19 protein-coding genes, 1 tRNA gene and 2 pseudogenes are annotated in these 18,617 nt (G+C 49.9%); 12 read left to right on the top strand and 10 right to left on the bottom strand.

Annotation, left to right across the window (positions count from 1 at the left end; all coding sequences use genetic code 11):
• Nucleotides 1–7 precede the first annotated feature (7 nt).
• The 5 genes from cdiI (at nt 8) to B498_RS0121230 (ending at nt 3,427) form a co-directional block, all read left to right on the top strand.
• Nucleotides 8–370: a ribonuclease toxin immunity protein CdiI gene (cdiI, locus tag B498_RS22090; RefSeq protein WP_008500122.1), complete on the top strand. Its 363-nt coding sequence runs from the start codon at nt 8–10 to the stop codon at nt 368–370.
• Nucleotides 371–562: 192 nt separating this feature from the next.
• A complete protein-coding gene (locus tag B498_RS22085) occupies nt 563–763 on the top strand; it encodes a hypothetical protein (protein WP_071530939.1) in 201 nt (66 codons plus the stop codon).
• A gap of 1,126 nt (nt 764–1,889) precedes the next feature.
• On the top strand, nt 1,890–2,345 hold the full coding sequence (locus B498_RS17135) for a hypothetical protein (RefSeq protein ID WP_008500120.1): 456 nt from the start codon (nt 1,890–1,892) through the stop codon (nt 2,343–2,345).
• Nucleotides 2,346–2,640: 295 nt separating this feature from the next.
• Nucleotides 2,641–2,991, top strand: a complete 351-nt coding sequence (locus tag B498_RS0121235) for a hypothetical protein (protein ID WP_025910661.1) — start codon at nt 2,641–2,643, stop codon at nt 2,989–2,991.
• A gap of 184 nt (nt 2,992–3,175) precedes the next feature.
• Entirely contained in the window at nt 3,176–3,427 is a 252-nt protein-coding gene (locus tag B498_RS0121230; protein WP_025910659.1) for a hypothetical protein, read from the top strand.
• A gap of 56 nt (nt 3,428–3,483) precedes the next feature.
• Here the strand turns inward: B498_RS0121230 and B498_RS17140 are convergent, their stop codons facing one another.
• From B498_RS17140 to B498_RS17155, 4 genes are all read right to left on the bottom strand, one after another.
• Nucleotides 3,484–4,572 (bottom strand): AAA family ATPase, encoded by a 1,089-nt coding sequence (locus B498_RS17140; RefSeq protein ID WP_008500119.1) that lies wholly within the window; start codon nt 4,570–4,572, stop codon nt 3,484–3,486.
• A 145-nt stretch (nt 4,573–4,717) separates the two neighbouring features.
• A complete protein-coding gene (locus B498_RS17145; protein WP_008500118.1) occupies nt 4,718–5,677 on the bottom strand; it encodes a YbgA family protein in 960 nt (319 codons plus the stop codon).
• A gap of 102 nt (nt 5,678–5,779) precedes the next feature.
• A complete protein-coding gene (gene uraH / locus B498_RS17150; RefSeq protein ID WP_008500117.1) occupies nt 5,780–6,190 on the bottom strand; it encodes a hydroxyisourate hydrolase in 411 nt (136 codons plus the stop codon).
• Nucleotides 6,191–6,289: 99 nt separating this feature from the next.
• Nucleotides 6,290–7,015 (bottom strand): MerR family transcriptional regulator, encoded by a 726-nt coding sequence (locus B498_RS17155; RefSeq protein ID WP_008500116.1) that lies wholly within the window; start codon nt 7,013–7,015, stop codon nt 6,290–6,292.
• Between the two features lie 117 nt (nt 7,016–7,132).
• Here B498_RS17155 and B498_RS17160 point away from each other — a divergent pair, with 117 nt between their 5' ends.
• The 3 genes from B498_RS17160 to B498_RS17170 all read left to right on the top strand — a co-directional run bounded on the left by B498_RS17160 (nt 7,133) and on the right by B498_RS17170 (nt 9,290).
• On the top strand, nt 7,133–7,657 hold the full coding sequence (locus tag B498_RS17160; protein WP_008500115.1) for a lipocalin family protein: 525 nt from the start codon (nt 7,133–7,135) through the stop codon (nt 7,655–7,657).
• 77 nt (nt 7,658–7,734) lie between these two features.
• Complete coding sequence (locus B498_RS17165) at nt 7,735–8,781, top strand: class I SAM-dependent methyltransferase (protein ID WP_008500114.1); 1,047 nt, start codon at nt 7,735–7,737, stop codon at nt 8,779–8,781.
• Between the two features lie 65 nt (nt 8,782–8,846).
• Nucleotides 8,847–9,290, top strand: coding sequence for an acetyltransferase (locus B498_RS17170; protein WP_008500113.1), 444 nt, complete (start codon nt 8,847–8,849; stop codon nt 9,288–9,290).
• Nucleotides 9,291–9,322: 32 nt separating this feature from the next.
• Here B498_RS17170 and B498_RS17175 read toward each other — a convergent pair whose 3' ends face one another.
• The 5 genes and pseudogenes from B498_RS17175 to B498_RS0121220 all read right to left on the bottom strand — a co-directional run.
• A complete protein-coding gene (locus tag B498_RS17175; RefSeq protein ID WP_008500112.1) occupies nt 9,323–9,910 on the bottom strand; it encodes a hypothetical protein in 588 nt (195 codons plus the stop codon).
• Nucleotides 9,907–10,272: a tlde1 domain-containing protein gene (locus B498_RS22080; protein ID WP_008500111.1), complete on the bottom strand. Its 366-nt coding sequence runs from the start codon at nt 10,270–10,272 to the stop codon at nt 9,907–9,909. The genes B498_RS17175 and B498_RS22080 overlap by 4 nt, the downstream gene beginning before the upstream one ends.
• Before the next feature lie 9 nt (nt 10,273–10,281).
• Nucleotides 10,282–10,767 (bottom strand): type VI secretion system tube protein TssD, encoded by a 486-nt coding sequence (gene tssD / locus B498_RS17180; protein WP_008500110.1) that lies wholly within the window; start codon nt 10,765–10,767, stop codon nt 10,282–10,284.
• 261 nt (nt 10,768–11,028) lie between these two features.
• A pseudogene (rhuM, locus tag B498_RS0121225) lies at nt 11,029–11,868 on the bottom strand (RhuM family protein).
• A gap of 52 nt (nt 11,869–11,920) precedes the next feature.
• Nucleotides 11,921–12,037 (bottom strand): annotated as a pseudogene (locus B498_RS0121220) (SymE family type I addiction module toxin); the annotation flags it as partial.
• Nucleotides 12,038–12,387: 350 nt separating this feature from the next.
• Here B498_RS0121220 and B498_RS22075 point away from each other — a divergent pair.
• Both B498_RS22075 and B498_RS17185 read left to right on the top strand, forming a co-directional pair.
• Nucleotides 12,388–12,732: an AAA family ATPase gene (locus B498_RS22075; protein WP_071530938.1), complete on the top strand. Its 345-nt coding sequence runs from the start codon at nt 12,388–12,390 to the stop codon at nt 12,730–12,732.
• On the top strand, nt 12,699–14,381 hold the full coding sequence (locus B498_RS17185) for an ATP-dependent nuclease (protein ID WP_008500107.1): 1,683 nt from the start codon (nt 12,699–12,701) through the stop codon (nt 14,379–14,381). Before B498_RS22075 ends, B498_RS17185 begins: the two co-directional genes overlap by 34 nt.
• A gap of 11 nt (nt 14,382–14,392) precedes the next feature.
• On the opposite strand, the gene B498_RS17190 is transcribed toward B498_RS17185, so the two are convergent.
• Nucleotides 14,393–14,487: transfer RNA gene (locus B498_RS17190), tRNA-Sec, on the bottom strand.
• A 289-nt stretch (nt 14,488–14,776) separates the two neighbouring features.
• Here B498_RS17190 and B498_RS17195 point away from each other — a divergent pair.
• Complete coding sequence (locus tag B498_RS17195; RefSeq protein WP_008500106.1) at nt 14,777–16,168, top strand: glycoside-pentoside-hexuronide family transporter; 1,392 nt, start codon at nt 14,777–14,779, stop codon at nt 16,166–16,168.
• 12 nt (nt 16,169–16,180) lie between these two features.
• Nucleotides 16,181–18,499, top strand: coding sequence for an alpha-xylosidase (gene yicI, locus B498_RS17200; RefSeq protein WP_008500105.1), 2,319 nt, complete (start codon nt 16,181–16,183; stop codon nt 18,497–18,499).
• The last annotated feature ends 118 nt before the right edge of the window (nt 18,500–18,617 follow it).

Here is an 18,617-nt window from a genome sequence, read left to right as displayed (position 1 = left end):
TAAATGAATGAAATTTTTATTTGGTTTACCTTATATAAAATCAGACCCTTACGTGGTTATAAAAACTTACTTTGACCTCATGTATAATGATGGTGATTTCTTGATGTCTATTGAAAGTATTATTAAAAAGCATTCATTTATGAGAGATGGGGTTTACTGCTTCTTTCCTGATATGGAAAGTTATGACGAAAGTGAACATTTTGAGGGTGTTGAATTTGCTGTTGGTTATCCTCCCTCTGAAGCAGATACTACTATCGTTAGTGAAGAAATCTGCTATCACTACGTACGACTTGCAAGTGAAAAGTATTTGCTGCTTCACCCGGAAGATACGGAAAAGGTAAATAGCTTACTTGCTCGGCTACCTGTGTGAGTACAAATCCAGCCAACTGTCCGCGGGATTTTTTTGCTCTGCCTTTTTCACTTCCAGACAAGATGTGTTTTTGGAGTACCGCCGTCCGCGACGGTACTCCAAAACGGCCAGGTCACGCAATCCTAAAACATCAGATGGTGGAACCGTTTTTAGGCCTGTAAACGGTAGGGCGTACTTCGATAATTTGAGGTGATGAATGTAATATCTCTTGCTGGGAAACAAGCTCAATTAACCATTGATGAAAATGAGTTATTGATCCTGAATTCAGCTTTAAATGAAATCTGTAATGGTATCTCTGTTCCTGAATTTGAAACCAGGATTGGGGCTTCTAAAGAAGATGTCTGTGCCTTACTTAATGATATAGGCCAAATTTTAGCCAATATGATGGCTTGAGAAGATCCCAGCTCCTGCGGCGTTTTTTTGTTACGCAATACTGTTTGGAAATATCTGAACTCATCCCGGCAGGCTATTTTACGATAGCCTGCTTCTCACTGACCTGCTCCCCGTTGATGCCATTATGCCGGGCGTGGCATCTGCCGCAACTACGGGGAAAGGCTGGAACGTATGAGCGGCAATCAATATTGGGGCTGCGATTGGCAGTGCGATTAAAAGGGAAGACCCGAGTAACACTCTGATAAGTCTTGGATTTGGAAGTGCGGCTGGTAGTTTAGGAGCAAAAGTTTTTGGTTCATTGTCTCCAGTAGCTGATCAAGTGACAAAGGATGTTATTGGTGTAGTAACAGGTTCTACTGCTTTTGAATTTCCAGGAAAAGTGGTAAAAGATGAGTTAAACAAACGGGAGAAGAAGCAATGAGCATCTTCAGTAAGGTTGGTATCTTTTGGCTTCTTTTCTTGGTTATGTACTGTACAGTTTTAGTCACTATTGTTCTTTTCGCATGCCAGTTCGGAGTGTCAATAATTTTCTATTTTAACGATGGTGAATTCTTTTTTTCATGGAAAAAGGCATTACATATCGCATTAATAAAAGGGGGTATTACAGGATTAATATTAGGTGTAGGGGTGTGGTTAAAAAACAAACTACATGAGTATCGCTGGAAAAATAGTCGCTGAGAATAGATAGTATGAGTGAGATGCGAAAAAACAGCCCGCGGGCCTCGGCAAATTACGGCTGCTAACAACAATAATGGAGCAGCAAAATCAACTAAAAAAACGGTTAATATTTTTTATTTTGCTGGCGCTGATTTTAACAATGGAGATTATTGCTTTGTTAACTTATTTTTTTCAAAGTCTGTCTCTATTTCATTCGTAATATTCCTTTTGAGATAAATATTTTTGACTTAGTGAGGGTTATTAAGGGTGCTTCATTTGGTGGACTTGTTGTTGGTATAGGTTGTTAGTATCTTTCTTTTAAAAAAATTAATTATTGCGGATGATGATTTACTCGGCGGTAGCGAAGATGTTCAGGCCGCGACGATACGCCAGCATGGCGTTGATATGGCGTCTTGTTCCGACAATCCGAGTGGGGTTGTATGTCAGAAAGCAATGAAGGACTAATCAAATGATTTATCTGTTGTTAGGAATTGCGCTGTTCGCATTTTTCATCGGAACTGTCGTGTTTGTCCGTTTTAGTAAAGTGACGGGAAGAAGCGTTCAGTCACCTCTTACCACGATGTTTTTCTTTGATGCGCTCTTTTTTGGTCTGGGTAGTAAGCGAGACATGAACATCGCAGCATCTTCATTTATCGTCTTTCTAGTCAGTATCTGGGGATTAACTTATTTAAAATTAAGCACCCATTTTTGGGGAAGTCGCGAAAGTTATTTTGGTTTTGCGATCGCCGGAATTTTATTTCTGATTATGCATTGCCGCTATTGTGCAAAAAATGTCGTTATCAAAAATGATGGCCTGGCCCCCATGAGAGAGTTGATTAATATCCGGCGATCCGGCCTTACCAGCCCCTTTATATGGTTAAGCAGGGCCGGGTATCTGGGGTTCTTTATTGGCATGCTTCACTGAAGCGAGATGCGAAAAAACAGCCTCCGTTCCCATTGAGACTACCCCAGCCTCTCCACCGCGTCTCCCCCTCCGCCATCGAAGCTGGTAAGGCAGATCTGCGAGTAGAGGCGGGTCTCGGCGATTAAGCTCGCGAGGGCGGGCAGCATCTGCGGGGGCAGGCTGTTTTCCGGTTAGTTCAACGCGATATTCAATTGATAAACTAAAAGTGGCTGAAATATTCTATTTCTACGACCTAAAAAGAGGTTAGCACCAACAACACGGGTGAGGCGACCACTGGTCGAATAAAGAGTTTGTCATGGGGTTTCAGTATCCGCAGAGCTTTCTGAATGTTATAGATGAAGACTATCTTATTGATCTGGAACCTTGGTGGTTCCTGTGCGAGTTCGAGGGATATTCTCAGCAGTGGTTTGATGAAATTAAAAAGCAATACCCGGAACGAAATTTGATACCATTTGCAAAAAAGAGTGACTCTGACGATGTTGCTTGTTTTGACGGCCACTCTATATCAGGCGATCCTAACGTTTACTATGTTCATGCTTTTGCATCACCGGGGTGGGCGGACCATGGTGCAGTAGCTAACTTTAGCGCGTGGTTTGCAGCTGCAGAGAATGAATCTGCTGTGTATAAATCAGGGCAGAGAACTTAAATTCATTAACCACACACTGCTATCGGAAAGATAAAAATTATAGCCCTGTTCGTACATTTGCAGGCCTTTCATATCAACCACTGTTTAGCCCTGTACCAGACTCGGGAAAGGTATATATTGATGATATTTTTGGTTCTCTGAGAAGGGCGTTTTCGATAATGCCGATAAAGATGATGTGAACAAAATGACAAAAAATAAACCTACTCTCGCCAGGTTATTGTTCAGCATTGCCTACCTGTTTGTTTGCTGCCTGGCGTTTTTCTCTCTGGCCCTGATTGTCGTTAAATTCATCATCAGCCATGACGTTGTTTTTGACCGGTCAGATATTAAGCAGGTTGTCGTTGTAAGCGCTATTGCAGCAACCGCGGCAGGCGTCAGATCGTGGCTATATGCCTTACTCGATGAGCGCAAGATACGAAAGAAGCCCCCGGAGTAATGTCGAGTTTGGGACTGTGTTTCTTTTTGTTGGGCTTCTAAGGAAGAGAATGCGGCTTACCCCAGCCTCTCCACCCGCGTCTCCCCCTCCGCCATCGACAGCTGATACAGCGAAAACGATCGCTGCTTCTCAATCAACTGCGCCAGCTCCGGCGAGTGGCTGGTGAGCCAGATCTGCGAGTAGCGGCTGGCCTCGGCGATTAAGCTCGCCAGGGCTGGCAGCATCTGCGGGTGCAGGCTATTTTCCGGTTCGTTCAACGCGATAAACGCCGGTGGGCGGGGGCTTAACAGCGCTACCGTCAGGCACAGGAAGCGCAGGGTACCGTCGGAAAACTCCGCTGGTTCCAGCGGTCTGCTCAGCCCCTCGCGCTGCATCATCATGCGGAAACGTCCGCCGGTGTTGTCGCTGTAAAACACGCAGCCGGGGAAGGCCTGATCGAGGATGCGCATCAGCAGCAGCTCGTCACCAATCTCGACGATGGTCTGAAACGCGGCCGCCAGGTTGGCGCCGTCGCTGGCCAGCACCGGGGAGCGAAAACCGACCTGTGGGGCCCGCATCGCTGAGCCGATTGATACAGAAAACTCATGATAAAAGCGCCAGTTACGCAGGGACTCGCGCATCTGCGACACTTCCGGGTAAAGGTGCGGTTCGCCGAGCTGGCCGAATACCGATTCGTTCTCGTACAGCGTGCCGCTGTGGGTCACTTTCTCGTGATGCACGTTATTCAGAAACACGGCCTGATTCCTGCGCTTCATCAGCTGGGACGAGGGGCGTCGGTGCTGGCCGCTCAGCCAGAGAGATTCTTCCTTGATCACCGGGTCGAGCTGGAACTGCGACGGGTAAGGCAGCTTCTCCACAAACCCGACCTGCAGCTCGTATTCATAGGTCTCTGTTTCCACCGCGAGGTTCATCCGCCGCAGCTGGTCGCTACGGGTTTTACCTGCCCAGAACACCTTCAGAATGCCGCCCTCGTTCGCCAGCGCCTGGGAAAACTGCCCCTGCGCGGCGCTGTGCATCAGGTGTATCGCCTTGTAGATATTGGATTTCCCGGTGCCGTTCGGCCCGAAGACGATATTGAGCTGCTCAAGCTCCAGCGACATCTCGCGGATGGAGCGGTAGTTTTGGATGTGCAGGGTGTGGATCACAGGCAGGCCCCTTTCGCAGAATAAGCCTGTATATAATCACAGTCTTTGAGATGAAATGCAAAAAAGAGACGACAGTGAGGATGTCGTCTAAACGGGGTACTGCTTTGGGCCTCTACGGGTCAATGGGGCCTTCGCATTTTTATGATCACTTGACTGCCAGACGCAGACCCAAATCATCAGGATAGGGATCAAAGTAGTTTTGCGTCATCAGATACCGGTCGGGGTATTCGGCCAAGTAGTGCTTCAGCAGCGTGATCGGGGCGAGAATAGGTAACTGTCCGTTGCGATAGTGCAGGATCACGTCGCGCAGCTCGCCGCGCTGGCGGGTGTTCAGCTGGTTACGAAAATACCCCTGAATATGCATCAGCACGTTGGTGTGATTCTTCCGCGAAGCGGGTTTTTTCAGGATGGTCATCAGCTTTTCCCGGTACGCCACAAAGAAGGCGTCCAGGTCTTCCCACTCGTGCAGCGAGGCAACGAACGGGCCGATTTCACGGTAACCCGCCTGATGGTGCGCCAGCAGCTGGAGTTTGTAACGGCTGTGGAAGTCCAGCAGCGCGCGGCGCGTGAGGCCATTTTTACGCAGCGTGTTCAGTTCGTGCAGGGCAAAAACACGTTCGACAAAGTTTTCACGCAGCACCGGATCGTGCAGGCGTCCGTCCTCTTCCACGGGCAGCCACGGCCAGGTTTCAAGGAGGGCGGCGGTGAACAGCCCGACCCCCTCCTTGCGGCCCCGGTTGCCGTTTTCATCATACAGGCGCACGCGCTCCATGCCGCAGCTTGGAGATTTAGCGCAGACGATAAACCCGGCGAGATCGCCGATTTTCGGCAAAAAATCTGCCGTAAAGTCCGCCATTTTCTGCGTAACGTCTTCGTGAGGCGCGTGGCTAAAGCGCATCTGCGTTTCACCGCTGGTGGTCATAATCAAACGCAGCGCAGGGCGAGGTGTCGGCAGGCCGATGGCCATTTCCGGACAGACGGGCCTGAAGTTCACCCACTGGGCCAGCTCATCCATGACGAAGCTCATACGCTTGTGTCCGCCGTCAAAGCGAACGGCGGATCCGGTCAAACATCCGCTAATACCGAGCACAGGTTTCGTTGTCATGGTGTGGTCCTCCCGTTCATATAATTAAAACTTACACAACATGACTAATTTGTCCAAGTATTCGCGGAACTATTTTTTTTATTCCTTTAGAATCAATGCGTCTTAGCTGCCCTTGTAAGTCGAGTAACCGTACTGGCTCAGCAGAAGCGGGATGTGCAGCTTCTCGTTGGTGCGCGTCACGGTAAACAGCACCGGGATCTCCGGGAAGAAGGAGTCCAGCTTTTTGCCGTGGAAGTACTCTGCGGTTTTGAAGGTCACTTTATATACGCCAGGCTGCATGTCCTGATCCTGCGGATAGAGCGATTTGATGCGTCCGTCATGGTCGGTTTTACCGCTGGCAATCGGGGTCCATTTGTCCTGCTGCTGCTTCTCCAGTGTAACGCTCACGTCTGATGGCGGCATCCCGGTTTGCTGGTCGAGAATGTGGACGCTCAGCGTACCGGCAGGGGCGCTAAAGGCGGCAGGGGCAAAGGCCATTGAGGCCAGGATCAGCAGAGGGGCAGTTTTTTTCATGGTGTTTTCCTGTGGAGTTATTCGTCACAGGAAAACGTTAGCATTTGCGGCGCGGGAAAATATTCAACTTTTCGTGAAGATTCCCGCAGGAGAAAATGATCAGAGGATAATCACTTCAAGCGATACCTGCTGCTGCCACTGCTCCACCTGCTTTTTCCGCCCGGCGGTGAGTTTACCGCTGGTGACCAGCAGCCATTTTCGCTCCGGGAAAATGTCCGGAGCCAGGGCGTCTGGCGGAACTGGCAGAATGTCGATGCGGTGGCCCTGCCCGGTGCGCGTTAGGGCTTCGAGCCAGATCTCGCACGGGTCGTTCAGGTGCCAGCCGCTGAGCAGAATATTATCGCCCGGCGCTTTTTTATCGCCTTCGAGGCAAAACGAGGTATAGGCGATGATGATGCCGTCGAGGATCGCGCGCAGGGTCATGGCGGCGGCCACGTTAGCCGAGACCTGGCGGCGCAGCGGGCGCAGCACGTTCGCGACCAGCTCCGGCCTTGGGTATTCGCGCCCGGCGTCGTAAATCATCTGGCGCAGGGACTCGACTTTGCCGTCCTGCAGGCGTTGCAGCATGTTCTGCTGCAGGGTTTGCCAGTTGTTGGTTCGGCCCGGCGTCGGGCGTTCCAGCAGCGGTTTGACCTGGCCGATCGGGACGCCTTTTTTTACCCAGTCGAGGATTTTGAGCGCCTGCTGGACGTCCTCATCGCTGTACTGACGATGGCCGCCTTCCGTGCGCTGTGGCTTGAGTAAACCATAGCGACGCTGCCACGCCCGCAGGGTGGTGGCGGTGATGCCGCTGAGTCTGGCGAATTCGCCGATGGAGTAAGCCATGTCCGTGTCCAGAGTGGAGGAATACTCTCAATATACTACGAATTTTCCCGAACGGGATGAAGCGCCGAAACGGTGCACTACACTTAACATCCAACCGTGCAAATGAAAGGAATTCTCATGAAGCTATGGCCTGTTGTGACCGGTGTTGCGATTGCTTTGACGCTGGTCGCCTGTAAATCCCCCACGCCGCCGAAAGGCGTGCAGCCTATTACCAACTTCGAAGCCAGCCGCTATCTCGGCAAATGGTACGAAGTCGCCCGTCTGGAAAACCGCTTCGAACGCGGCCTGGAGCAGGTGACGGCGACCTACGGCAAGCGCAGCGACGGCGGCATCAGCGTGCTTAACCGGGGGTACGATCCGGTGAAGAACAAGTGGAATGAGAGCGAAGGCAAAGCGTACTTCACCGGCGAGCCGACCACGGCCGCGCTGAAGGTCTCCTTCTTCGGCCCGTTCTACGGCGGGTATAACGTGATTAGACTGGATGACAAGTATCAGTACGCGCTGGTCAGCGGCCCGAACCGCGATTACCTGTGGATCCTGTCGCGCACGCCGACCATCCCGGATGCGGTGAAGCAGGATTACCTGAACACCGCGCGCAGTCTGGGCTTCCGGGTTGACCAGCTGGTGTGGGTGAAACAATAAAAATCGTGCTTTCTTCCTGGGGCATTACTGGCTCGCCTGGATAGACTTCCGTTAAAAGCCTAACGGGGGAAGACGACATGAACTGGCAGCCTTTTCGCGGCGATGCGCCGGAAAATATGACGATTTTCAGCGTGTCATTTCCCGACGTCAGCGACCAGTGGCCGATGAAAGACGATGCTGCTCGTGAGATCGCCTCCCTTGACCGCGCCCTGAAAGCCGAGCCAGCGCTCCGGCCGCCGAGGGTGGAATACGACGAAGGGGGGCAGGCCGTGCTTGTTCCGCAGAACCGCTATTCCGAACAGGCTTTCCGCAACCGTCCGGCGCTCACCGCGTGGCGCACCCGGCTGGTCCCTTCCGCGCTGGCGCTGTTTGTGGTGCAAAACCCGCTGGAGGACCGCCTGCCCGACGGCACAAAAATGGACAGCGACAGCCGCCAGTGGTTTATCCACGCTAACGATGCGATTGGCGTGCGCTCCCGCGCCCGGGTGCTGGCCGCGCTGGTGGATAAGTACATTCATAATGAAAGCGAGAACAACTGGGTCAGCCTGGCGAGCGGCGCCGCCATTCCGGTGCTGGAGGCGCTGCGCGAAGCAAAGCTCGACGGTCAGCAGGTGTATCTCATCCTGGTGGACAAAGACCCGGTTGCGCTGAGCTGGGCGGAAACCATGGCGGCGCAGGAAGGCATTGTGGTGGGCGAACAGCTGACGCTGCTCAGGCGCAACCTGCTCCATACGCTGGTGCGTAACGAGGACCTGCTGCTGGAGCTGGGCGAGCACCAGGCCGAACTGGTCGACGCGCTGGGGATTTTCGAATACTTCAACGATACTGACGCGGTGATTTTTCTCCAGCGCGCGCTGCGGCTGGTCAAGCCCGGCGGCGCGGTGATTGTGTCGAACATGCTCACCAGCAGCCCGCAGATTGACTTTGTGCTGCGGGGCATCGGCTGGGAGGATATTCACCCGAGGTCGTTACAGCAGCTGCAGGACATCCACCTCGCGGCGGGCGTGCCGGTGGAAAACGTCACCGTGGTGGTGCCGAAGGACGGGGTGTATGCGGTGATGGAGATTAGGGTAGGGGATGAAAAACCGCACGGTCAGTTCCCTCTCCCTGTGGGAGAGGGTTAGGGTGAGGGGGAACAGAGCGCAAGGAGTGACTTGAATTAACGTCCTAAACCGCACATGATCCCCCCATGAAAATTGAAACCGCACTCCCCACACACTTCGAACGTCTTGTTGCGATCTGGGAATCCTCCGTCCGCGCCACCCATCACTTTTTACAGGAAAGCGATATCGCGGCGCTGCGCACGCTATTGCTCAATGCCTATCTGCCAAATCTCAAGGTCGTGATTGCTCGCGATGACGCAGGCGTTATTCACGGCTTTTTAGGCGTGGATGAAAACCGCATTGAAATGTTGTTTGTTGACGACGCGAGCCGCGGGAAGGGCGTTGGGAAATTGCTGCTGCAACACGCCATCGCAGCGTTCGGCGCGAACGAAGTGGATGTGAATGAGCAGAACCCGCAGGGCGTCGCGTTTTATGGCCATATGGGGTTTGAGCAGGTCGGACGCTCGGAACTGGACGGGCAGGGGAATCCGTTTCCGTTGCTGCATATGCGGTTGGGTGGGCAGGTTTAACACCCTCTCCCTCTGGAGAGGGTGTCTGCAAGCTAGTTACTGGTAATTTGCCCGATGATTACGCCACCCACTTTTTCGCCATCAAAGTAATAAGAGACCGTATTAATCTGGATGAATCCATTCTGTACTGGCGTCTCCTGATAAAAAAGCATCGCTTTCTTTTTGGCGATCTCTTTCTTGCCGAACAATGCGACTAAATTCCCATGCGTCGCCTTTAATAGTGGAACATTAGCGACTGAGACGCTGACAGGTTCCGTTGTTTTAGCACACTCTTTATGGATGCCATCCCTGGCTATTACTAGCGCAGTTAACAATCCTGCACCCATTTCGTTATCCAAGATGAACCAGTAATTCGTGCCAACGTTGTCATGAAGGCAGACCCAGCGTGCGGAACTGTCTTTGTTAACTGGTGTGCTGGAGATGTCTGCCAGATGTGTAACCTCCATTTGTACGGCTTGCTTGCCTATAGCGATGGTCGGTGAAAGGGGCATTGCTGTAGAAATTTCCGTCAGCGAGCCGTCTTCATCGTAATACTGAGCCGCGAAACCGGTCATTTCAGTTGCTAAGACGTGCGAACTGACTGCAACGAGTAATGGCAATAAACAAAATAAACGCTTCATTTGACAATCAATACCGTATCGTTGCTTTTCCAGATACTCCTTCTGGCACTCAGAGGAGCAATGATGCAGCCCTCTGAAGAGTCGTCGGGGTGCAAACTGCTTTTACCATGTATTTTAAATGCGTCCCTACCACACATATCATTTGTCGAGTAGGGCGTGAGACTGAGAGTATATTTCCCAGTGTGGGCTGAATTATGAGGGGACCCAATAGTGTAGGTACCTCGTGGCAGCGGTCCGCTGTTTTTTACACATTCTTGTGACGGATCGTTTTTGTAACCACTTGCACCTGCGTAATCTGCATCAAATTGGTAGACACCATCCAGATAAAATTTATGCTCTTTTACATCATATTCCCAGGACATACTTTCTCCTTAAGCGCGCTCTTTCCAGGTATCAGAGTGAATGAAATTTCCATCAATATAGTGCCATGTGATTTTTTCATATATTAGATCTACATATTCATGGTGTGTATAGTGCTCGTTTTGCGGATGTTTAATATCAAACATGACAGGTTCAATTTGAACAACTCTTGCATTTTCTAACGTTGTCTTAAAGTAAGCCTCTTCGAGTCCGTTATAGTTGATCCTGTAAAATATGAACTCTGCTTTTTTTAGCGTTTGCCCAGTGCACAAGGCTTTGTATAGATATGAGGATGATGAATCAATCTCTTTCATGAATGCATAGGTACTACAAATGCGTTTTGCTGTGATTTTTCCGGAGAATTTATCTATAGGCTGTTCTATAGAATGCATAAATTCAATCACTTCTATTGAAACTTCGCGACTCTTTATATCGACAGATCCATTAATCCTCCGGCCTGAATCATCCTCGAGCCATAAGTAAACAGGTATAGCCATCTCAATCTCCTTTTATAGACTGAGGGAAACTACTCTTCATTATGGATTTAAATTGTGACTTTCATTTCAAAACAGGAATGCTAAAGAATTTTGGTTGGTTTAATAGAAAGTTGTTGTTGCGAGATATGGGTGGCGTCAATCAATGTTATAAAATTTATAAGCTCGATTTATGGTTATTCTTCCATCGCAAGAATAGTGGTCACTAAAAATAATCAAATATTGAAATGATGAATGTCATTAAATAATGAACCTATACCGGGATTATCGCTTAGCCTGCTTATCCCATTTTAATAAGCCGACGATATCTTTCTCACCCTCGGCTTCTTTCAGCAGGCGCTGCTTTTTTCATACTCAACGTATTCTAAGCACGCCTTTTCATCAGCCGCTTTCTTGCTGATTTTGCCTGCTTCTTCTAAAACGTCCCGGTCATTAAATTGCAGGAACTGATCGAGTTTAGTTTGTCAGTCTCGTAAAAATATCTGCTTGCGGTGTTTGGCCTGATCTTCGGTAAAATCGAGCCACATATTAACGACGCGATTAAGCTCGCTCACCTCATCCAGAGACAGATAATTTTTTGCAGTGGTGACATCGCTTTTACGGACTTCTTCGCCTTTATAGCTGGTCATCCCCATATGCGGTTGAGTGGCATCGACGCGCTGGTGAATCAACTCAGTAGCAGTGTGGCCCGTGCAGGCAAAATGCAGTTTATTCTGGATAGTCTGGAAGAATTCCGTCGTCTCTTTGAACGACGACTGATAGTCAGCGGCTAATGAGAAATCTCCCTTGCGCGGAGCGGACGCGATAGCCGATGGCAAGAATAACGGGCAGGCTAACATATTGAACGTTATATGCTTTACCATCGCTGGCAGTTGTTCGGTAAATCCGAACAACTGAATTTTCGACCAGCTCACCCTCATCAAAAATGTTCTTGATATGCCCACTGATCGTTGCTTTGGCTTTGCCGTACAACTCACAGATCGTGGCCTGTGAGAGCCGCAACGTATCGCTTTCGAAGCGGCATTCAATTCGAACTTTTCCATCCTTGCTGGCAAACATGACGAACTCACCGGCTGGTGAATTAATTAATTCTTCATATCTCATACTGCAACCTCTGCTCCTGCTCGTTATACGCCACCAGAACGATGCATCCTTATATCACCTTTACTGTTACCTGCTGTCTGGTATCAAACCCCGCCGCGCGTAGCCACTTGCCGGAAAGGATGATTTTCGGCGTGCATTTGTCGAAAACATTCGGGCGGTATCCCACAATTAACGAACGCTTGGTTCCGGATTGGTCGGCGTCTGGGCTGAATGCTAATCAGCCATAATCAACTAAATGATAGTTGGTGAGGTTAGTTTTTGACGTTTTAGAAATTCATTACTAGGCCGTTTCGATTTCAGTAGTCATAACAATAATGGCGTGGTATAAAAATAGTATAATTCGATTCTAGTAAATCGTAAAAATTGGAACTTGAAATGATTTTTTATTAAGGAGTAGTATCAAAAATTAGAAAGCCATCCTATAGGAAAAATATATAGGATAGGAGTTTAAACCTAAGCTTGATATTAATTACGCACACTTAACAGCAATTTAATAAATTTCACAATGGAAGAATTTATATGATTGTAGGACTTTTTTTAAGAAATTTTAAAATTTATAAAAACATGAATTTTATCCCATTTGTCACATCTGAAAAAGATAGGATGTCTATTTTTGCTGGTGATAATGGAGCCGGTAAATCAACTATACTAGAAAGTATTCATTGTTTGATGAATAACATAGATAGTAAGGAATGGGCTTATACAGTAGGCCAAAAGAAAGATAGTGCACATATTTTCCCTTTATTTTTAATAAAAAAATCAAATTGGGATGATGATGATCCTCAAATGGCAAGGATTTCCCACAATTTTGGGAGCATCATTTTAATGAGATGCCAGCGAATGAAGTCACAAAAAGTTTCATAAAATATAGAAACAAGCTAAAGGAATGGTATCACCCAAGCGATTATTATCTCATAGCGATAGGCAAAGATTATGAAGGTAATATACTGCTTACTACGACGTTCCATAATAAAATTAGTAGTGCAACAAAAAAAGATGGTGTATCTAAAGATAAAATAATAAGTATATTTAAAAGGATTTTAGAAAGATATCGTTACATATATCTTCCTGTTGAAAACAAGATAAGTGATGTACTTTCTTTGCAGGCGCAAGAGATGCAAGGAATGATGGATAAAACCGTGTCAGATGAGATTAGGCAATTACTTTCATCTAAAGATCATTCATTACCGTCAAAAGAAAACCCAATTCTTAAGCCAGGGAGGCCTCGCAAAAAACCATTAAAATATAGCGTTATAGATTTAATTAATCAGAAGTTAGAATCCTACATTGAAAGTTTAAATAAAAAAATACCTGAAGGTTATAAATTCGAATATAAAGGAGCAATTAAAAGACCTATAAAACCTACAGATATACTTGACTCAATTTTCGTTAAATATTTCTCACTTAGGCCTTTATCAAAAAATTCTAAAAGTATCAATAACTTAAGTTCTGGTGAGCAACGCTTGGCTTTAATTGATATTGCAACAACCTTACTATCAACCAAGGAGGAAAAAGAAAAAGAAGTAATATTGGCGATTGATGAGCCTGAAGTTTCTCTGGAATCTGCACATCGTTTTGAGCAGTTTTGTAGCTTGATCGAATTATCTGAAAAATATGGTCGACAAATATTTGTTACAACACATTGGTATGGTTTGGTCTTGAGACCTATTGAGGGTTCATTACATTTTGTTTGTAAGAGTGAAAATTTAAAAATAGAAAGTTTTCCATTAAATAATCTTCAAGAAAGTAGACGCGCTTTCCCAAATTCTATAGAAATTAGAAGCTACTTTGATTTGATGGCGTCCATGCTGACTCTTCTTAAGAAGAAAAGTTATAACTGGATATTTTGTGAAGGAACAGAGGATTACTTATATCTCAAACGCTATTTAGAAAATAGAGTTAATAATTTATATATATTACCATTTAATGGGTGTGGAAATATTAAAAAAATATTTGATTTTCTTCAGGTTCCATTTTCTGACTCACAAGAAAACAAAGAAATCAAAGGCAAAGTTATGTGCCTCATTGATACAGACGATAAGAATGTAATTCGTATTGACGGCTATAAGAAGAGTAATTATAAAAATAAACTCGGCTTTTTTAGGTTAAGTTTAAATAATGACGAAAGTGGTCTAATTTCAATTGCGTCTACTATGGGGATTAATACTGAAATTGAAGATTTGCTTGATCCTGCAATTTTTTGGGACGTGCTTCACAAAATTAAAGAGCAAGATGAAATTCTACATGAGTTTTTAAGTTTTTACAAATTAAATGAAGAGATGGATTTTGTTAATCTAAGCGGTGGTGTTGCTTTTTTAAAACCAACATCAATTGAAGGGTATGAAAAGAAAGAAGAATTTTATGAATATTTAACTTCTCAAAGAATGAAATCATTAATATCAAACATGTATGTTAAAGATCTAAATAATTTGAGGGTAAGAAAATGCGATAAATGGCTCACAGATATAATCGATTTCTTCGAGAATGGAGATGAACAAAACATAATGGAATAAATGGACATTTTTGGCGGAAGATCACAGGAGTCGAACCTGCCCGGGAACGCTGGCGTCCCCAACTGGATTTGAAGTCCAGCCACCTCACCGGAGATGACGATCTTCCGCGCCTGCATTGCTACATGGAGGCGGGGCGCATTATAGCTACTTTCAGGCATTTACCACATACCCCACACCACTTTTTTCACCTCTCTTTTGACCTGCACCCCCCTGTTTCAGTTAATTCTTAAGAAAATCCTCAGGTTAGCCTTTCGTGCTCTCCAGTATTTACCGCGATCACAAAAAACAAGAAACGTAATCTGCTAACCAGAAAACGCAATACCCCCATCTGAAACAATGGTTTAAAACCAATGCAACCGGTCTCAGCGCCCCTACAGCGTGAAGGATAAAAAAAGATGAGCGAAGTACTGTCAGTAAAAGAGAAGATTGGCTACGGCATGGGAGACGCCGCCAGCCACATCATTTTTGATAACGTCATGTTGTACATGATGTTTTTCTACACCGACATTTTCGGCATTCCCGCCGGGTTCGTCGGCACCATGTTCCTGCTGGCCCGCGCGCTGGATGCGATCTCCGACCCGTGCATGGGGCTGATTGCCGACCGCACCCGCAGCCGCTGGGGCAAGTTCCGCCCGTGGATTTTGTTCGGCGCGATCCCGTTCGGTATCGTCTGCGTGCTGGCCTACACCACGCCGGACCTCAGCCTTAACGGCAAAATGGTTTACGCCGCCGTTACCTACACCCTGCTGACCCTGCTCTATACCGTGGTCAACATTCCTTACTGCGCGCTGGGCGGCGTGATCACCAGTGACCCGACGCAGCGTATCTCCCTTCAGTCCTGGCGCTTCGTGCTGGCGACGGCGGGCGGCATGCTCTCTACGGTGCTGATGATGCCGCTGGTGAAGTTGATTGGTGGAGATGACAAAGCTTTCGGCTTCCAGGGCGGGATTGCCGTGCTGTCGGTGGTCGCATTCCTGATGCTGGCGTTCTGCTTCTTCACCACCAAAGAGCGCATCCAGGTGCCGCCGAGCACCACCTCCATGCGGGAAGACCTGCGCGACATCTGGCACAACGACCAGTGGCGCATCGTCGGCGTGCTGACCATCCTCAACATCCTTGCCGTCTGCGTGCGCGGCGGCGCGATGATGTACTACTGCACCTGGATCATGGGCTCGCCGGAAGTGTTCGTCGCGTTCCTGACCACCTACTGCGTCGGCAACTTGATTGGCTCCGCGCTGGCGAAACCGCTCACCGACTGGAAGTGCAAGGTCAGCATCTTCTGGTGGACCAACGCCGCGCTGGCGGTGGTCAGCGTGGCGATGTTCTTCGTGCCGATGCATGCCACCATGGTGATGTTCGCCTTTATCTTCGTCATCGGCGTGCTGCACCAGCTGGTGACGCCGATCCAGTGGGTCATGATGTCCGATACCGTCGACTACGGTGAATGGACCAACGGCAAGCGCCTGACCGGCATTAGCTTTGCAGGCACGCTGTTCGTGCTGAAGCTCGGCCTGGCGCTGGGTGGGGCGATGATCGGCTGGATGCTGGCAGGCGGCGGCTACGACGCGGCGGCCAAAACCCAGAACAGCGCGACCATCAGCATCATTATCGGCCTGTTTACCCTGGCCCCGGCGGTCTGCTACGTGCTGAGCGCCATCATCGCCAAACGCTACTACACGCTGAAAACCCCCTTCCTGACCAAAATCCTGGGCGAGCTGGCGCAGGGCGCGCACCGCAATCAGCAGGAGTTTGAAAACCTGCCGGTCAGCAAAGAATTACAGAACTAAGAGGACGAGAGCATGAAAATCAGTGATGGAAACTGGCTTATTCAACCGGGTCTGAACGTGACCTGTCCGGTGCAGGTATTCGACGTGGAGCAGCAGGGGAATGACCTGGTGGTGTACGTGGCGCCGCGCGACGTGCGCGAACGCACCTGGCAGCTCGACACGTTGATGTTCACGGTGCGCCTGTTTGCCCCGCAGGAAGGGATTGTCGGGGTGCGCATCGAGCACTTCCAGGGCGCGCTGAACAACGGCCCGCACTATCCGCTGAACGTTCTGAAAGACGTGAAGGTCGAGATTGAAAACAACGCCGAATTTGCTGAGCTGAAAAGCGGCAGCGTCAGCGTGCGCGTCACCAAAGGCGAGTTCTGGGCGCTGGACTTCCTGCGCAACGGCCAGCGTATTACCGGCAGCCAGCTGAAAAATAACGGCTACGTGCAGGACAGCAATACCCACCGCAATTACGTTTTTGAGCGTCTGGATCTGGGCGTGGGGGAAACGGTCTATGGTCTGGGCGAGCGCTTCACCGCGCTGGTGCGCAACGGCCAGATGGTCGAGACCTGGAACCGCGACGGCGGCACCAGCACCGAGCAGTCCTATAAAAACATCCCGTTCTACCTGACCAACCGCGGCTACGGCGTGCTGGTGAATCACCCGGAAAACGTCTCGTTTGAAGTGGGCTCCGAGAAAGTCTCTAAGGTGCAGTTCAGCGTGGAAGGCGAATATCTTGAGTACTTCGTGATCGACGGCCCGACGCCGAAAGAAGTGCTGAACCGCTATACCCGCTTCACCGGACGTCCGGCGCTGCCGCCTGCCTGGTCGTTCGGCCTGTGGCTCACCACCTCGTTCACCACCAACTACGACGAAGCCACGGTGAACAGCTTTATCGACGGCATGGCCGAACGGGACCTGCCGCTGCACGTGTTCCACTTTGACTGCTTCTGGATGAAGGCCTTCCAGTGGTGCGACTTCGAGTGGGACCCGGTGACCTTCCCGGACCCTGAAGGGATGATCCGCCGCCTGAAGGAGAAAGGGCTGAAGGTCTGCGTGTGGATTAACCCATACATCGGCCAGAAATCCCCGATCTTCCGGGAGCTGAAAGAGAGGGGCTATTTGCTCAAGCGTCCGGACGGCTCCCTGTGGCAGTGGGACAAATGGCAGCCGGGGCTGGCGATTTACGACTTCACCAACCCGGACGCGTGCCGGTGGTATGCCGACAAGCTGAAAGGCCTGGTGGATATCGGCGTCGACTGCTTTAAGACCGACTTCGGCGAGCGCATCCCGACGGACGTGCAGTGGTTCGACGGGTCCGATCCACAGAAGATGCACAACCATTACGCCTACATCTACAACGAGCTGGTGTGGAACGTGCTGAAAGAGACGGTGGGAGAAGAAGAGGCGGTGCTGTTTGCCCGCTCCGCGTCCGTGGGTGCGCAACAGTTCCCGGTTCACTGGGGCGGCGACTGCTACGCCAACTACGAATCAATGGCGGAAAGCCTGCGCGGCGGGCTGTCGATTGGCCTGTCCGGCTTCGGGTTCTGGAGCCACGATATCGGCGGGTTCGAAAACACCGCCCCGGCGCACGTCTACAAACGCTGGTGCGCGTTCGGGCTGTTTTCCAGCCACAGCCGCCTGCACGGTAGCAAATCCTACCGCGTGCCGTGGGCGTACGATGACGAGTCCTGCGACGTGGTGCGCAACTTCACCCAGCTGAAGTGTCAGCTGATGCCGTACCTGTACCGTCAGGCGGCGCTGGCCCGCGAGTTCGGCACGCCGATGCTGCGGGCGATGATGCTGGAATTTCCGGACGATCCGGCGTGTGATTATCTCGACCGTCAGTACATGCTGGGGGATTCGTTAATGGTGGCACCGGTATTCTCCGAGGCGGGTGACGTGCAGTTCTACCTGCCGGAAGGGCGCTGGACGCACCTGTGGCACAACGATGAAATCGAGGGCAGCCGCTGGCATAAGCAGCAGCACGATTTCATGAGCCTGCCGGTCTACGTGCGCGACAACACGCTGCTGGCGCTGGGCAACAATAACCAGAAGCCGGACTACGCGTGGCACGAGGGGACAGCCTTTCAGCTGTTTAACCTGGACGATGGCGCAACGGCGGTAAGTGAAGTGCCTGCGGCGGACGGTTCTGTGGTGTTTACGCTTAAGGCGTCACGTCAGGGCGACGTCGTGACCTTTACCGGCGCGGGAGACGCGCAAAACTGGTCGGTGTGTTTGCGCAACGTGCAGAAAGTGCGCGGCGTGAAGGGCGGCTCGCACGCGGGCAGCGAGTGGGGCGTGGTGGTGAAAGCCGAGGGGGATGAGGTGGCGGTTCAGCTCTGAGGTGGAAAATGCCCGGTGGCGCTGCGCTTACCGGGCCTACGGTAATTATGCGGTCTGATGCCCTCACCCACAGGGAGAGGGAACCAAAACCTCGTAGGCCGGGTAAGGCGAAGCCGCC

The sequence above is a fragment of the Enterobacter sp. SST3 genome (genome assembly GCF_000286655.1).
Classification (GTDB): Bacteria; Pseudomonadota; Gammaproteobacteria; order Enterobacterales; family Enterobacteriaceae; genus Enterobacter; species Enterobacter roggenkampii.
The sequence above is the reverse complement of the archived record's forward strand: the minus strand, read 5'-3'. Positions and strand labels throughout refer to the sequence as shown.

Coding starts and splice junctions, on each gene's coding strand:
- cdiI (WP_008500122.1), top strand. CDS start 8: ATGAAATTTTTATTTGGTTTACCTTATATAAAATCAGACCCTTACGTG.
- B498_RS22085 (WP_071530939.1), top strand. CDS start 563: ATGAATGTAATATCTCTTGCTGGGAAACAAGCTCAATTAACCATTGAT.
- B498_RS17135 (WP_008500120.1), top strand. CDS start 1,890: ATGATTTATCTGTTGTTAGGAATTGCGCTGTTCGCATTTTTCATCGGA.
- B498_RS0121235 (WP_025910661.1), top strand. CDS start 2,641: ATGGGGTTTCAGTATCCGCAGAGCTTTCTGAATGTTATAGATGAAGAC.
- B498_RS0121230 (WP_025910659.1), top strand. CDS start 3,176: ATGACAAAAAATAAACCTACTCTCGCCAGGTTATTGTTCAGCATTGCC.
- B498_RS17145 (WP_008500118.1), bottom strand. CDS start 5,677: ATGACAACGAAACCTGTGCTCGGTATTAGCGGATGTTTGACCGGATCC.
- uraH (WP_008500117.1), bottom strand. CDS start 6,190: ATGAAAAAAACTGCCCCTCTGCTGATCCTGGCCTCAATGGCCTTTGCC.
- B498_RS17155 (WP_008500116.1), bottom strand. CDS start 7,015: ATGGCTTACTCCATCGGCGAATTCGCCAGACTCAGCGGCATCACCGCC.
- B498_RS17160 (WP_008500115.1), top strand. CDS start 7,133: ATGAAGCTATGGCCTGTTGTGACCGGTGTTGCGATTGCTTTGACGCTG.
- B498_RS17165 (WP_008500114.1), top strand. CDS start 7,735: ATGAACTGGCAGCCTTTTCGCGGCGATGCGCCGGAAAATATGACGATT.
- B498_RS17170 (WP_008500113.1), top strand. CDS start 8,847: ATGAAAATTGAAACCGCACTCCCCACACACTTCGAACGTCTTGTTGCG.
- B498_RS17175 (WP_008500112.1), bottom strand. CDS start 9,910: ATGAAGCGTTTATTTTGTTTATTGCCATTACTCGTTGCAGTCAGTTCG.
- B498_RS22080 (WP_008500111.1), bottom strand. CDS start 10,272: ATGTCCTGGGAATATGATGTAAAAGAGCATAAATTTTATCTGGATGGT.
- tssD (WP_008500110.1), bottom strand. CDS start 10,767: ATGGCTATACCTGTTTACTTATGGCTCGAGGATGATTCAGGCCGGAGG.
- B498_RS22075 (WP_071530938.1), top strand. CDS start 12,388: ATGATTGTAGGACTTTTTTTAAGAAATTTTAAAATTTATAAAAACATG.
- B498_RS17185 (WP_008500107.1), top strand. CDS start 12,699: ATGCCAGCGAATGAAGTCACAAAAAGTTTCATAAAATATAGAAACAAG.
- B498_RS17195 (WP_008500106.1), top strand. CDS start 14,777: ATGAGCGAAGTACTGTCAGTAAAAGAGAAGATTGGCTACGGCATGGGA.
- yicI (WP_008500105.1), top strand. CDS start 16,181: ATGAAAATCAGTGATGGAAACTGGCTTATTCAACCGGGTCTGAACGTG.